12 protein-coding genes are annotated in these 12,824 nt (G+C 61.8%); 3 read left to right on the plus strand and 9 right to left on the minus strand.

All coding sequences use genetic code 11. From position 1 onward, the window contains the following. The first annotated feature begins 544 nt into the window (after positions 1-544). Positions 545-1,786, plus strand: a complete 1,242-nt coding sequence (locus BM364_RS16350; protein WP_092426484.1) for an aminopeptidase — start codon at positions 545-547, stop codon at positions 1,784-1,786. A 66-nt stretch (positions 1,787-1,852) separates the two neighbouring features. Here the strand turns inward: BM364_RS16350 and BM364_RS16355 are convergent, their stop codons facing one another. From BM364_RS16355 to BM364_RS16385, 7 genes are all read right to left on the minus strand, one after another. Further along, a complete protein-coding gene (locus tag BM364_RS16355) occupies positions 1,853-2,398 on the minus strand; it encodes a DUF924 family protein (protein WP_092426485.1) in 546 nt (181 codons plus the stop codon). Positions 2,399-2,472: 74 nt separating this feature from the next. Then, complete coding sequence (locus BM364_RS16360) at positions 2,473-3,399, minus strand: VOC family protein (protein ID WP_092426487.1); 927 nt, start codon at positions 3,397-3,399, stop codon at positions 2,473-2,475. Between the two features lie 146 nt (positions 3,400-3,545). Next, a complete protein-coding gene (locus BM364_RS16365; protein ID WP_092426488.1) occupies positions 3,546-3,839 on the minus strand; it encodes an HPr family phosphocarrier protein in 294 nt (97 codons plus the stop codon). Then, positions 3,839-4,243, minus strand: a complete 405-nt coding sequence (locus BM364_RS16370) for a PTS sugar transporter subunit IIA (RefSeq protein ID WP_092426490.1) — start codon at positions 4,241-4,243, stop codon at positions 3,839-3,841. Before BM364_RS16370 ends, BM364_RS16365 begins: the two co-directional genes overlap by 1 nt. Positions 4,244-4,393: 150 nt before the next feature. Next, on the minus strand, positions 4,394-4,849 hold the full coding sequence (locus tag BM364_RS16375; RefSeq protein ID WP_092426492.1) for an HPr kinase/phosphorylase: 456 nt from the start codon (positions 4,847-4,849) through the stop codon (positions 4,394-4,396). Next, the gene (locus BM364_RS16380; protein WP_244542921.1) at positions 4,849-6,636 is read right to left on the minus strand and encodes a sensor histidine kinase; all 1,788 of its coding nucleotides are present in this window, start codon (positions 6,634-6,636) and stop codon (positions 4,849-4,851) included. Before BM364_RS16380 ends, BM364_RS16375 begins: the two co-directional genes overlap by 1 nt. A gap of 6 nt (positions 6,637-6,642) precedes the next feature. Next, positions 6,643-7,359, minus strand: a complete 717-nt coding sequence (locus BM364_RS16385) for a response regulator transcription factor (protein ID WP_092426493.1) — start codon at positions 7,357-7,359, stop codon at positions 6,643-6,645. 251 nt (positions 7,360-7,610) lie between these two features. Between BM364_RS16385 and pckA the strand changes: the two genes are divergently transcribed. Continuing rightward, on the plus strand, positions 7,611-9,206 hold the full coding sequence (gene pckA, locus BM364_RS16390; RefSeq protein ID WP_092426495.1) for a phosphoenolpyruvate carboxykinase (ATP): 1,596 nt from the start codon (positions 7,611-7,613) through the stop codon (positions 9,204-9,206). A 178-nt stretch (positions 9,207-9,384) separates the two neighbouring features. Here the strand turns inward: pckA and BM364_RS16395 are convergent, their stop codons facing one another. Both BM364_RS16395 and BM364_RS16400 read right to left on the minus strand, forming a co-directional pair. Beyond that, positions 9,385-10,290: a cell wall hydrolase gene (locus tag BM364_RS16395; RefSeq protein ID WP_139232615.1), complete on the minus strand. Its 906-nt coding sequence runs from the start codon at positions 10,288-10,290 to the stop codon at positions 9,385-9,387. A gap of 270 nt (positions 10,291-10,560) precedes the next feature. Then, positions 10,561-11,229: an HAD family hydrolase gene (locus tag BM364_RS16400; protein ID WP_092426499.1), complete on the minus strand. Its 669-nt coding sequence runs from the start codon at positions 11,227-11,229 to the stop codon at positions 10,561-10,563. Positions 11,230-11,323: 94 nt separating this feature from the next. Here BM364_RS16400 and BM364_RS16405 point away from each other — a divergent pair, with 94 nt between their 5' ends. After that, positions 11,324-12,733, plus strand: coding sequence for a protein adenylyltransferase SelO (locus tag BM364_RS16405; protein ID WP_092426501.1), 1,410 nt, complete (start codon positions 11,324-11,326; stop codon positions 12,731-12,733). Positions 12,734-12,824 lie beyond the last annotated feature (91 nt).

Genomic DNA, 12,824 nt, shown 5'->3' on the forward strand with positions numbered 1-12,824 from the left:
AATTGGGGAAGCGAACATCAATGCTGGCATGCAACGCCTCCCTGTTGTTTTGAAAAAATGAAGCGGCGAACGGTTGATAGCCAAACCGTTCGCCTTTGCCAAGAGGGGAATGTGACAGAATGTCGCCGCTGATGCCGATTGGGCACAGTGCGATTTCCCTCTCTCCTGAGGGGAGAGGATCAGGGTGAGGGGGCCGCCGTTTGAAAAAGCCTCCAGACTTAACCCCTCATCCGGCCCTGCGGGCCACCTTCTCCCCTCGGGGGAGAAGGAAGCATCAGTCCAAGGGACGCGCACCCGGCGCAACCAATCCCCGGGTCTGGATCTGCGCATAGCCCAGGGCGACGGCAAAGGTGGCAAAGACGGCAAGGACAAAAGCAACGATCAGGGTCATGGGAACCTCCAATGGATATGGCTCCCTTGTCATCCTCCCGGCAGGCCTCCACCTTGATCGAGATCAACGGTTTTTCCGTTTTGGCCGGGTGGCGCCGCCACTCGGGGCCGGATAGGCTCGACCCAATCGATTCAACGACAGAGGCTTTGCCCGATGAGCAGCACCCCCATCGATCCCCATAAACTCGACAAGCTCGGCGAAGTCGCCATCAAGGTCGGCCTGCAACTGGCCGAGGGGCAGGATCTGATCATCACCGCGCCGATGACGGCGGCCCCCCTCGTCCGCCGCATCACCGAACATGCCTATAAGGCTGGCGCAGGCCTCGTCACCACGGTCTATTCGGACGAAGAAGCCACCCTTGCGCGCTACAAATATGCCAGGGATCAGAGCTTTGATCGCGCTGCGGGCTGGCTTTATGCGGGCATGGCCGAGGCCTATAAGGCAAATGCTGCGCGCCTTGCCATATCGGGCGACAATCCGATGATGCTGGCCGGGCAGGATCCGGAAAAGGTGTCGCGCGCCAATCGCGCCAATTCGGCTGCCTATCGCCCGGCGCTCGAATTGATCACTGGCTTCGACATCAACTGGAACATCGTGTCCTATCCGACGCTGGCCTGGGCAAAACTCGTCTTCCCCAATGACAGCGACGATGTCGCGGTGGGCAAGCTTGCCGATGCGATCTTCAAGGCAAGCCGCGTCGACCAGGACGATCCGATCGCGGCCTGGAAAGCGCACAATGCCAATCTCAAGGCGCGCTGGACCTGGCTCAACGGCAAGAAATTTGCCGCACTCAAGTATAAGGGCCCCGGCACCGACCTTACCGTGGGCCTGGCCGACGGGCATCGCTGGAAGGGCGGCGCGTCCGAAGCCAAGAACGGGGTCACCTGCAACCCCAATATCCCGACCGAGGAAGTGTTCACCACGCCTCATCGCCTCCGGGTCGAAGGTACGGTCTCGGCGACGAAGCCCCTCAGCCACAATGGCACGCTGATCGAGAACATCCAGGCGCGCTTCGAAGACGGCCGCATGGTCGAGCTCAAGGCGACCAAGGGCCAGGACGTGTTCAACAAGGTGCTCGATACCGACGAAGGCGCGCGGCGCCTCGGCGAAGTGGCGCTCGTGCCCCATTCCTCGCCAATTTCGGCTTCGGGCATCCTTTTTTACAACACGCTCTACGACGAAAACGCCTCGTGCCACATCGCCATGGGCCAGTGCTATGCCGATTGTTTCGAAGGCGGCAAGGACCTGACTTCCGACCAGATCTTTGCCCAGGGCGGCAATAAGAGCCTCATTCACATCGACTGGATGATCGGCTCGGACCAGGTGGATATCGACGGTGTCCATGCCGACGGATCGAGCGAGCCCGTCATGCGCAAGGGTGAATGGGCCTTTTAAGGGATCGATGAAGCGCCACCTCGTCTCCTCTAGGGGGAGGCGAGGTGTGGCTTACCCGAAGTGTTCCTAGAATCCCCGCTCTACATGATCGTGCATGTAGTCCAGCTCCTCGATACTGTTGTCGCGGCCGAGAGCCAGATTGCGGAACGGGAAGCGTCCGAAACGATCGATGCACTTCTTGTGCTCGATTGCATATTCGAGCTGGTCGTCATCGCCCAGGGCCTCATAGAGACGAACCGAGGCGGATTGGATCGCGACGGACTCCGAATGCATGAAAGGCAGGTAGATGAAGCCGCGCCTGGGCTGTTCGAATTGCCGATCAAGACCTTGGCTGACCATTTCCTGAGCGAGGACCAGCGCCATCTTGTCCTGCGCGAACGCTTCGGGTTTCTTGCGGAAGAGCTGTCGCGAAAACTGGTCGAGCACGATGATTTCAGCAAGGCGTCCTGATGGCGTCGTGCGCCATTCCCACGCCTCGCCTTTGGCAACATGAGAATGGGTCTGTGTGAAGCGCTGGGCGATCAGCGCGTCGAAGTCGGCCTTGCCGGCAAACCAGTCACCGGGCCCGTGATCCTCGAACCAGAAGTCGAGTACGTCCTGGGCAGTGCGCATCGTGTCCCCCTTGCCTCTTTCGCGTCATCATCGCGGAAGAGCAACGCCAAAGTCCAGTTTTGGTTTTGATTGCCTCAGGCCTTATCGAGAACCAGGCGAATCCGGTTCCCAAAGGGATCGCGGGTTTCAACGCCATTCTCCAACCGGTCAATCGGCGATCCTGCCCGTTCGAGCCGGCCGATCAAACCATCGAAGCTGGCCGCATCGGGCAGTACGATGGTGAACCAGCGCAATCCAGCCGAACCGGCGGGCGGCAAAGTCGCATTGGGGCCTGACCAGATATTGAAGGCAACAGTGTGCGGCATGTAGTCGAGCCCCACATCACCCATGCCGAAGGAGTTGATCAGGAGGAAACCGGCAAAGCCGACGATGTCGCGATAAAACTCCATGGCGGTCATGAGATCGTTCACATGAACGTGGATGTGGCCGATGCGCGTTCCCGCCGGCATGCGCGGCGCGAAAACCGGTTGCTCTCCCAATTCGCCCAAGAGCGCGTCGAGATCGATGGGATCGCGACCCGAATGTGGTTTGCCTTCGGCGGTTACCGCATAGGCCTCGCCCTTTTCCGGATCGCCGAGGGTGCCGCGCCACGGCGTCTCGAAGGTGATTTCGATCCCGTTGCCATCAAGATCCCATAGATAGATCGCTTCGCTGACGAGATGGTCGGTGGGCGAAATGCGGACGTTCCGTTGCAGCGTCCGTACCGCCATTTGCGCAAGATCAGCCCGCGTCGGCACATGAATAGCCACGTGATAGAGACCGATGCTGCGCGGAACCGATGGACGGGTTGCGCCGGTTTCTAGCACGATAAGCACCTGGCCGCCTGCGCCCATGGAAAGCGCATTGCCGGTTTCTTCCATGAGATCGAGGCCAACCACATCCTGCCAGATGGCGAGCGCCCTGGCGCGATCCGTGACGGCTATGTGGACAGGGCCCAGCGTGGTGGCAAGCGGCAGGACGGGCTGGGATTTGACCAGGGTCTGTTGAGACGTGTCGATCAAGACGACCTCCTCAGGGGTGCACTACTATTGCCCCTAGTCTAGGCCGCAGTAATTGGAACTTCTATACGACCAGAGCCGAAGGCTTTGTTCGCTGGAGAGACCCAATGCTCAAGAAGTCTGCCATCCTCAGCGTCGATACCAAGCGATCAAACGCCCTCATTGTCCTCATCGAAACCATTATTGACGAGTTCAACAATTGCCTCGAGCGCCTCACGCGCCTGTTTGCCTGTTGCCTGTACCAGAATGGTCGAGCCAGGCCCGGCGCCCAGCATCATCAGGCCCATGATGGAGTTGCCGTTGACCGATTGCCCGTCCTTGACGACGTGCAGGGTCGCATCAAAGCATTCCGCCGTGCGCACGAAGCGGGCGGAGGCTCGCGCATGGAGGCCCTTGCGATTGACGATGGTCAGCTGTTGGGCGAGAGCCCGGTCGGCATCCATCAGGAGGCTCCACCCAGGATCGAATTGGCGACGGTGATATATTTGCGCCCCGCCTCCTGGGCCAAGGCCACCGCATCAGCGAGGCTCATATCGGCGCGCACACGGCCAAGCTTGACCAGCATGGGCAGATTGACACCGGCAATCACTTCGACGTTCCGGCTCTGCATCACCGAAATAGCCAGGTTCGATGGCGTGCCGCCGAACATATCGGTGAGAATGATCACGCCATTGCCAGTATCGGCCCGGTCAAGCGCTGCTAGGATATCCTCCCGGCGCGTTTCGGCATTGTCTTCCGGACCGATGGCGATGGTCTCACAATATTCCTGAGGTCCTACGACATGTTCCAGCGCCAGCTTGAACTCATCCGCCAGCGCGCCATGCGTCACCAGAACCAATCCAATCATAAACTCTCCCCAGATCGCGGTTCGCCCCAATCGAGCGCATCGCAATCGCAGTCAGATAAGCCCCCTGCCCGTGGCACTGACGTGCCTGGCCGGGCGGGCGACAGTCTTGTCTCCGGGGCTCAAGGTTGCAAGCGATAAATTGTCGCCTCCTCAGCGGAAGGCAATTGCGCCAAGTGCTTCGTCCACCAGCAGCCTCTGGTGATCCGCGCCGATGACGCCGAGCCTTGGCACCGGACATCGCGCAAACGGCCGGCCCAAGATTTCCGTCCTGAAATCGGGATCTTCGGGCATACGTTCAAGATCGGGGACGAGATCGACCACGAGCATCAGCCTTGCCTCGGGAGCATGGGATTTACGGACAATGCCGCGCCCGCGCAACTCGATCAGCCCGGCCAGCAGTTCGGGCGTGCTCAGCACGATTGCGTCATCGCGGAGCGTAAGATCGACACGATCATCGGCGACCAGCATGGCGCTCCGGCCTCTCAGCGCCCACCAGTCGAGCAGCAGAAGCGCCAGAAGCGACTTGCCCGAGCCCGAGGGCCCGCGCAGCAGAACCCCCGCGCCGTCGACGAGTAGAGCCGTGGCGTGGATATTGTGCCGGCTCATCAGGCGCGGCGCGCGCGAGGCAGCGAAACGGTGAAAAGCGCCCCCGAACGGTCGGTGCGATTCTGCGCCTTGATGGTCCCTTTATGCGCATCGACGATCTGCTTGGAGATCGAGAGGCCAAGCCCGGAGTGATTGCCGAAGCTCTCGGTTTCGGGCCGGTCGGTATAGAAACGCTGAAAGATCCGGCTGACATCCCCGGTGATCCCGGGGCCCTCATCCATGACCGTTACGACGATCGTGTCGGATTCGGTCGAAACCGTCACCGTCACCACGCCCCCTTGCGGCGAGAAGGAAACGGCATTGTCGATCAGATTGGCCAGAACCTGCGCCAGCCGGGACTCATGCCCGGTGATCACGGTGGAGCCGCGACCCAGCCGCTTGCCCATGACCACATCGACGCCCCGGCCCGCCGCCACGTCCTTCTGAATGCCGACCATGGCTTCAGCCAAGGTCTCGATATCGACCGCTTCGGCACTTTCGCGCGCCAGTTCGGCATCGAGACGGCTGGCGCTCGAAATATCGGTGATCAGCCGGTCGAGCCGCTTCACATCATGCTGGATGATCTCGGTCAGCCGTTCCCGATCCTCGGGCTTTCTCGCCAGCGGCAGGGTTTCGACGGCAGAGCGCAACGAGGTCAGCGGGTTTTTCAACTCGTGGGCAACGTCCGCCGCAAAGCGCTCGATGGCTTCGATGCGATTATAGAGCCCATCGGTCATGCGCCTCAGGGCATGGGACAGATGGCCGATCTCGTCGGGGCGATCCGAAAGATCAGGAATCTCGGCCCGCGCATTACCAGCTGTCTGCACTCGCTCGGCCGCTGCCGCAAGCCGGCGCATCGGCCCTGCAATGGTGCCGGCAAGAAGAAGCGATAGCGCAATCTGCACCACGGCGGCGATCAGGGCGATGCGCAAAATGCTCCAGCGCTCCTGCGCCACCACCGAATCGATATCACCCGGCGCCGTTGACAGGAGGATCACCCCAACGATCGCCCGCAGGCGCTGCACCGGCACGGCGACGGAGACGACGAGCTGATTGTGCTCGTCCACACGCACGAAATCGGCAGGCGCTCCTAAAAGCGCGGAGGCAACCTCGGGATAGCGCGCGCCTTCAGCCGGACCATATTCCTGATAGCGCGAATAGGTATCCCCCGGCGCCCAGGCGATGATCGCATTCCACCAGTCGAGCAGGAAGAAGCGGTTCTGGTTCGAGGTGTCGATGGTCTGCCGGATCACCTCGCCGCGCGCATAGATGGTCTCGCTGTCGAGGATAAGCAGGCCCCCTTGATCATAGATCCGGGCTCGCGTCCGCGTGGGGGTGATCAGGTTGCGCAGGAGCGGGGCGACCCGTTCGGGGCTGATCGGAAATTCCAGCGTCGGATCGAAATAGGAGAGCGGGGACACATTGCCCGCCTGCAGTTCCAAGAGCCGGTCGGGATTAACCGAGATGACGTCGCTGTCGACCGTAGCCGACGCGGCAATGGCGGCTGCAATGATTTCGCCCTGGACGCGCAGGGATTGCACGCGTGCATCGATCAGGCCCGCGCGCCACTGGTTGAGATAGAGAATGCCGACGACCAGCACCAGAAGGCCTGCCAGATTGAGCACGATGATGCGCCGTGTCAGGCTCGAAAAAATAGTGAAGTCGACGAAGCGCCGCAGCGCCCCGATCAGCTTGCCAAGAGGCTTGAGGGCCAGCCGCCAGCCGCGCCGGCCATGCCTTTCGGCACGCGCCGGCTTCGCCTTCGTGGTCGAAAGCGTTTCGCCGAGCTCGGGATCGATGCTGGCCACGGCCCCTTACTGCTCCTTAAATCGATAGCCGACGCCGTAAAGCGTTTCGATCATTTCGAAGTCGTCGTCTGTCGCCTTGAACTTCTTGCGCAGACGCTTGATGTGGCTGTCGATGGTGCGATCGTCCACATAGACCTGGTCGTCATAGGCCGCATCCATCAGCGCATTGCGCGACTTGACGACGCCGGGGCGCAGGGCCAGCGCCTGGAGAATCAGGAATTCGGTGACGGTGAGGGTCACGCGCTGCCCTTTCCAGGTGCAGGTGTGGCGCTCTTCGTCCATCACCAGCGAACCGCGCTCGATGAGCGCCTTGCCGGGTGCAGGCTCGACCCCGGTCGTGCCGGGTGCGGAAGGATCGCGCGGGGCGGAGCGGCGGAGGATAGCCTTGACGCGCTCAACGAGCAGGCGCTGGCTGAAGGGCTTGGTGATGAAATCGTCGGCACCCATCTTGAGCCCGAACAGCTCATCGATCTCCTCGTCCTTGGAGGTGAGGAAGATCACCGGCACATCGGACTTCTGGCGCAGGCGGCGCAACAGTTCCATGCCGTCCATGCGCGGCATCTTGATGTCGAGGATGGCCAGATCGGGCCGATCGGCGGTGAGACCATCGAGACCCGAAGCCCCATCGGTATAGGTTGCCACCTGATAACCCTCGGCTTCGAGCGTGAGGGAAACCGAGGTGAGAATGTTCCGGTCGTCGTCCACCAGGGCGATCTTGGGCATCTTGTGCCTTTCTCTTTGCGACGCTTTCGGGCTCTTTGACTGAGCCTGTTTCTTTTTGTCCTGCGCGACTTTGCAAGCGACAATTACGCGTTAAATATGGCGAGGCCAAGCCTGCCACGACGCGCGGCTCCCGTCCGGGCCGCCTCAGACTTCCGTCTTACGACCGATTTCGGGATGGCTGGCAAAGGCCCTGCCTGTCACCTTCCGCTCGTCCGCTGCTCTCCTTTGCGGCGGAAAACGGAGACGGAAACATGCAAGCCGAAGACCACAGCGCCCTGCGCCAAGCCATTGTCGAAGCTGCAACATCGCTCGATGAAAACGCCATTGCCCCCGAACTGGTTGCCCAGGCCCTTGCTCAGGGTGGTGCCCGGCTGACCGCGCATGGGGCACTCAGCGTAGAGACCGGCGCCTTTACCGGCCGCTCGCCCAAGGACAAATTCATCGTTCGCGACGCGCTGACCGAAGATCGGGTCTGGTGGGACAATTCGGGATCACTGTCGCCGGCCCAGTTCGATCTCCTTCTTGCCGACATGCAGGCCCACCTTGCCGGGCAAAAGCTCTTCCGCCAGGATCTGCTCGCCGGGGCCGATCCGCGCCACCAATACGATGTCACCGTGCTGACCCCGAGCGCCTGGCATGCGCTCTTTATCCGCAACCTCCTGATCCGCCCGGGCGAAGGCATCGACACATCGGCTGACGCCATGCCGGTCACCATCATCCACGCGCCGCTGTTCACCGCCGATCCGAAGCGCCACGGCACCCGCACTGAGACTGTGATCGCGCTCGATCTCAGACGCAATATCGTGCTGATCGGGGGCACGCGCTATGCCGGCGAAATCAAGAAGTCGGTTTTCTCGCTCTTCAACTTTCATGCGCCGGCCCAGGGCGTCCTGCCCATGCATTGTTCGGCAAATCTGGGTCCCGATGGCGAAGCCGCGCTATTTTTCGGCCTTTCGGGCACCGGCAAGACCACGCTCTCCAACGATCCGGAGCGTCCGCTCATCGGGGATGACGAACATGGCTGGAGCGCCGATGGCGTGTTCAACCTCGAAGGGGGCTGCTACGCCAAGACCGTCAAGCTCAGCGCCGAAGCCGAGCCAGAAATCTTTGCAGCCACAAGCCGCTTCGGCACCGTGCTTGAAAATGTCATTCTCGACGAGGCGACGCGCCGGCCCCTCTTTGACGATATCTCCTTAACCGAAAACACACGCGCGGCCTATCCGCTCGATGTCCTGCCATCGGTCGCCCCTGGTGGCGCCGGCGGCACGCCCAAAACTGTCGTATTTCTCACTGCCGATGCTTTCGGCGTTCTGCCTCCCCTGGCCCGGCTTACGCCCGAACAGGCGGTCTACCACTTTCTTTCCGGCTACACCGCCAAAGTTGCAGGCACCGAGCGGGGCGTCACCGAGCCGCAGGCGACTTTTTCGGCCTGTTTCGGCGCGCCCTTCATGTCGCTGCACCCCACCGTTTATGGCGAAATGCTCGCCCAGCGTCTGCGCAGCAGCGGCGCCCAAGCCTGGCTCCTTAATACCGGCTGGATCGGTGGCGCCTATGGGGTCGGCAAGCGCATCGACATCGCCTCGACCCGGCGCCTTCTGACAGCAGCTCTGAGTGGCGCGCTCGACAAAGCCCCCGCCCGCATCGATCCCTTTTTCGGCTTTGCCGTGCCCGAAGCGGTCGAGGGTGTCGAGCCGCATCTGCTCGACCCGCGGCAGTGCTGGACCGACCAGGATGCCTACGATGCGCAGGCCCATAAGCTCGTGCACCTGTTCCGGCAGAACTTTCTCAAGTTCGGTCCCAGCGCCAGCAACGAAGCCGGCCCGCAAATGGCCGAAGCGGCGGAATAAGTTTGCCCCCGCGCCCTCGGATCAAGTCCGAGGGCAAAACGGCGGTGTCGCCCACAAGCGCCCAGGTGAATACTTCCGTCTGGGGTTAGAAGAGAAGGGGCACAGGCAGCCCCGGCTTTCCGCACAAACAGAAATTCCCGCTGACGCGGGAATCTTGCCTGCCGCCAAACCGGAAATCTCAGTTGGGCGAATAGAAAATGTGGGAGCCCACTTCGGCGACGCGGTCGAAGGTATAGGACCAGGAGGGGCGCACGGCGGTGGTGTGGTAGAAAAGCACTGACTTTGGCAGCGCGCCGATATCGGCACCGGTTGCATAGTCGGCATAAACGTCCTTGGCGAGAGCCACGGAACGTGCCCAGGCCTGACGTTCGCCGGGGCGTTCGTCGCGGCCGTCACAGGCAAAGGTAAACTGGCAGCGATAGCGGCCCTTGTCGGCGCCCTGGTAGATCACGCCACAGAGCGAGCCGGGATATTTGCTGGAGCGCGCCCGGTTCACGATCACATTGGCCACCGCCAATTGCCCATCGGCGCTCTCGCCGCGCGCTTCGTGATAGATGGCCATGGCCAGGCACTCGCGCTCCTTGTTGGCCACTTCGAGCCGCTTGGCGGTCGGCCGGTAGCCATCGGCCACATAGGCCTCGAGCAGGTCAGGCGTGACAGTCGGTTTGGCCGCGCTGATCGGCTGCATGAAGCTGTCGATGGCCGAAAGAGCGGTGTTGTTGCTGCCCCCCAGCGAGCCACGGGCGATATAGCCCATCAGCACTTCTTCGCTGAGCGGGGCCTGCGGCCCGGCCAGGGTCACGTCCACCGAGCGGAGTTTTTGCTGGCGCGCCACGTAGTTGGCGAGCAGGGCATCGGTCAGCGCCTGCTGCCCGGCCTTGACCGGCACAAAGGATGCGCCGAGCGCCGGCTGCGTCCGCGTTTCGGCGATGTCGGCGGGAATTTCGAGCGGCAGGACGATGTCGGCATCATTGGCCTGGCTGGCGATCGGTGCAGCGATCAGAGCGGCGAGGCACGCAGCCGTTGCCAACAGTGTCACCTTGGATGCGGCGCGCGCGATCCTATGCCCCCAGCGTGCAGTCAATGCCCCGTCCTTGCCCCTGAGCCCGTCCAGTCCTTCCGGCGAGCCTTCTGGTCAGACCGTCTGGCGGTCCGTCGTTGCGGGGGCCACACTAGCCAAGCCCGCTGCGAGATGGAAGCCAATTTTTACGGCTGGTTAACCATACGCCTTAGCTTCTTAAAACACGGTTAATCGCAGAGCGCGCAAAAGAAAACCCACGAAACTCATGGGCTTAATTCGTGCTCAAGCGAGTCTTGCCGGATTTGTTAGAATTTTATGCGCGTTTCGGCGCGATCACATCTTAATGGGAAAGGCCGCACGATGGACGTGGCCGAGGCTCTCCATCACCGCAATGCCGAGCGCGAGAATGTCCTCGCTGGGATGGACAAGATCGGGCACCATGATGGTCTGCATCCCTGCCGCGTGGGCGGCCTGAACCCCGGCATGGCTGTCCTCGAGCGCGAGGCAATCGGCAGGATCGACGCCAAGCCGCTCGGCTGCCGTCAGATAAGGCTCGGGATGGGGTTTAGGGTAGGTAACGTCGTCGCGCGTGACGATCGTTTCAAACAGATCAAGCAGCCCCGCTGCGCTCAGATGGTGCTGGGCATGGGGATTGCGCGAAGAAGTCGCGACCGCTGTCGGGATATTGTTGTCATGCAGCGCCGCGATGAAGTCGTGCACGCCCGCCTTGACGGGCACGCCCGCATGGGAACGCTCGCGCATGCTGACGCGGCATTTCTCGTCGAACAGCGCGTAGGGAAAGCTCACGCCATAAGCTTCCAGCAGAAGCTGATTGGTCCGCTCATGGCTTGAGCCAACCATGGAACGATGCACGTCCTCGGTCATTTCGAAGCCAAGGTCGGTGCAGACTTCGAAGACGATGGTCTTGAACAAGGACTCGGTGTCGAGCAAGGTCCCGTCCATGTCGAAAATGGCGGCCTTGAAGGGTGCAAGCTGTATCATCCCGCATGATATAGGCCGATTTGCCCGCTCCCGCCAGCCGCACCGGCCGCAAGCCGGGCCTGCGCATGAGGCGCATCAATAAAGCAGTGGTTCCATGACCGACTTCATCCCCGCCCAGAGCCACGCCGAACTTGGCCCCGATTTTTTCGATCCCGTCGCGCCCGCCGACTTCCCCAAGACCATTCTCCGCCACCGCGATCAGCGCTGGGCCGGGCGGATCGGGCTCGGCTCGCTGACCGAAGAGGAGTGGCTCAGGCATTTCGGCCGTTTCGAGCCAGTGCCTGGCTCGTTGCCCCAGCCGCTGGCCCTGCGCTACCACGGCCATCAGTTCCGCTCCTACAATCCCGATCTGGGCGATGGCCGGGGGTTTCTCTTTGGCCAATGCATCGATCCCAAAGATGGCCGGCTTCTTGATTTCGGCACCAAGGGCTCGGGCAAGACGCCGTGGTCGCGCGGCGGCGATGGCCGGCTGACGCTCAAAGGCGGGGTGCGCGAAGTGCTGGCGACCGAAATGCTCGAAGCGCTCGGCGTTTATACCTCGAAGAGTTTTTCGCTCGTTGAAACCGGCGAACAGCTTTATCGCGGCGACGAACCCTCGCCGACCCGATCGGCGGTCCTGACCCGGCTCAGCCACAGCCATATCCGCATCGGCACCTTCCAGCGTCTCGCCTATCTCGAGGACACGGCCAATCTCGGTCGCCTCGTTGATTATGCCATCGCCAATTACTATCCCGAGCTTGAAGATGCGCCTGACCCCGCTGCCGCCTTCCTCCAAACGGTGGTCGAAAAGGTCGCGATCCTCGGCGCGCAATGGATCGCGGCCGGCTTCGTCCATGGCGTCCTCAACACCGACAACATCAATATCACCGGGGAAAGCTTCGACTACGGCCCCTGGCGCTTCATCCCGACCTATGATCCGGATTTCACCGCCGCCTATTTCGACCAGACTGGCCTCTACAGCTTCGGCCGCCAGCCCGACACCCTTGCCTGGAACCTGACGCGCCTTGCCGAATGCCTCGTGCCCCTCTCTTCGCTCGAAGCACTCGAGCCGGTGCTCAACACCGTCTGGCCCCTCTTCCGCAGGCAGCTGCCGGAGGCGATCCTTTCCCGGCTTGGGCTCGTGCTCCGGGACGAAGAGACAAACAATGCCTTCGTTACAGCGCTGTTCAGCTTTCTTTCGACCAGCAAGGCGCCCTATGAACAGTTCTTCTTTGACTGGCGCGGAGGCGTGATGAGCGCCGAACGCGCCGCTCGCAGTCCTGCGGCCGGGTTTTACGCCACCGAGGCCTTCCGCCCCCTCGCCAATGTCCTTGAAGCCCTTGCGCCGCGCGACGACGTCAATCTCGATCATCCCTACTTCGCCCGAGAAAAGCCTCGAACCATGCTGATCGAGGAGGTGGAAGCGATCTGGGCGCCGATCGCGGAAAGCGATGACTGGTCGGGGTTTTATGCGGTACTTGGGGAGATTGGGGAAATGCGGGAGGCTTATGGGGTGGAGATATAACCCCCTCCTAGCCTCCCCCTCCAGAAGGGGGAGAGATCTGCCGGTGGCTCACGGATTTCTAGGCAAGGACCGATGTGTTCCTCCCCCTTCC

The sequence above is a fragment of the Devosia crocina genome, from assembly GCF_900116545.1.
GTDB lineage: Bacteria > Pseudomonadota > Alphaproteobacteria > Rhizobiales > Devosiaceae > Devosia > Devosia crocina.

What these genes read in the sequence shown, in the direction of transcription:
- BM364_RS16350 (WP_092426484.1), top strand. Translation starts at nt 545, where the DNA reads ATGAGCAGCACCCCCATCGATCCCCATAAACTCGACAAGCTCGGCGAA.
- BM364_RS16355 (WP_092426485.1), bottom strand. Translation starts at nt 2,398, where the DNA reads ATGCGCACTGCCCAGGACGTACTCGACTTCTGGTTCGAGGATCACGGG.
- BM364_RS16365 (WP_092426488.1), bottom strand. Translation starts at nt 3,839, where the DNA reads ATGGATGCCGACCGGGCTCTCGCCCAACAGCTGACCATCGTCAATCGC.
- BM364_RS16370 (WP_092426490.1), bottom strand. Translation starts at nt 4,243, where the DNA reads ATGATTGGATTGGTTCTGGTGACGCATGGCGCGCTGGCGGATGAGTTC.
- BM364_RS16375 (WP_092426492.1), bottom strand. Translation starts at nt 4,849, where the DNA reads ATGAGCCGGCACAATATCCACGCCACGGCTCTACTCGTCGACGGCGCG.
- BM364_RS16385 (WP_092426493.1), bottom strand. Translation starts at nt 7,359, where the DNA reads ATGCCCAAGATCGCCCTGGTGGACGACGACCGGAACATTCTCACCTCG.
- pckA (WP_092426495.1), top strand. Translation starts at nt 7,611, where the DNA reads ATGCAAGCCGAAGACCACAGCGCCCTGCGCCAAGCCATTGTCGAAGCT.
- BM364_RS16400 (WP_092426499.1), bottom strand. Translation starts at nt 11,229, where the DNA reads ATGATACAGCTTGCACCCTTCAAGGCCGCCATTTTCGACATGGACGGG.
- BM364_RS16405 (WP_092426501.1), top strand. Translation starts at nt 11,324, where the DNA reads ATGACCGACTTCATCCCCGCCCAGAGCCACGCCGAACTTGGCCCCGAT.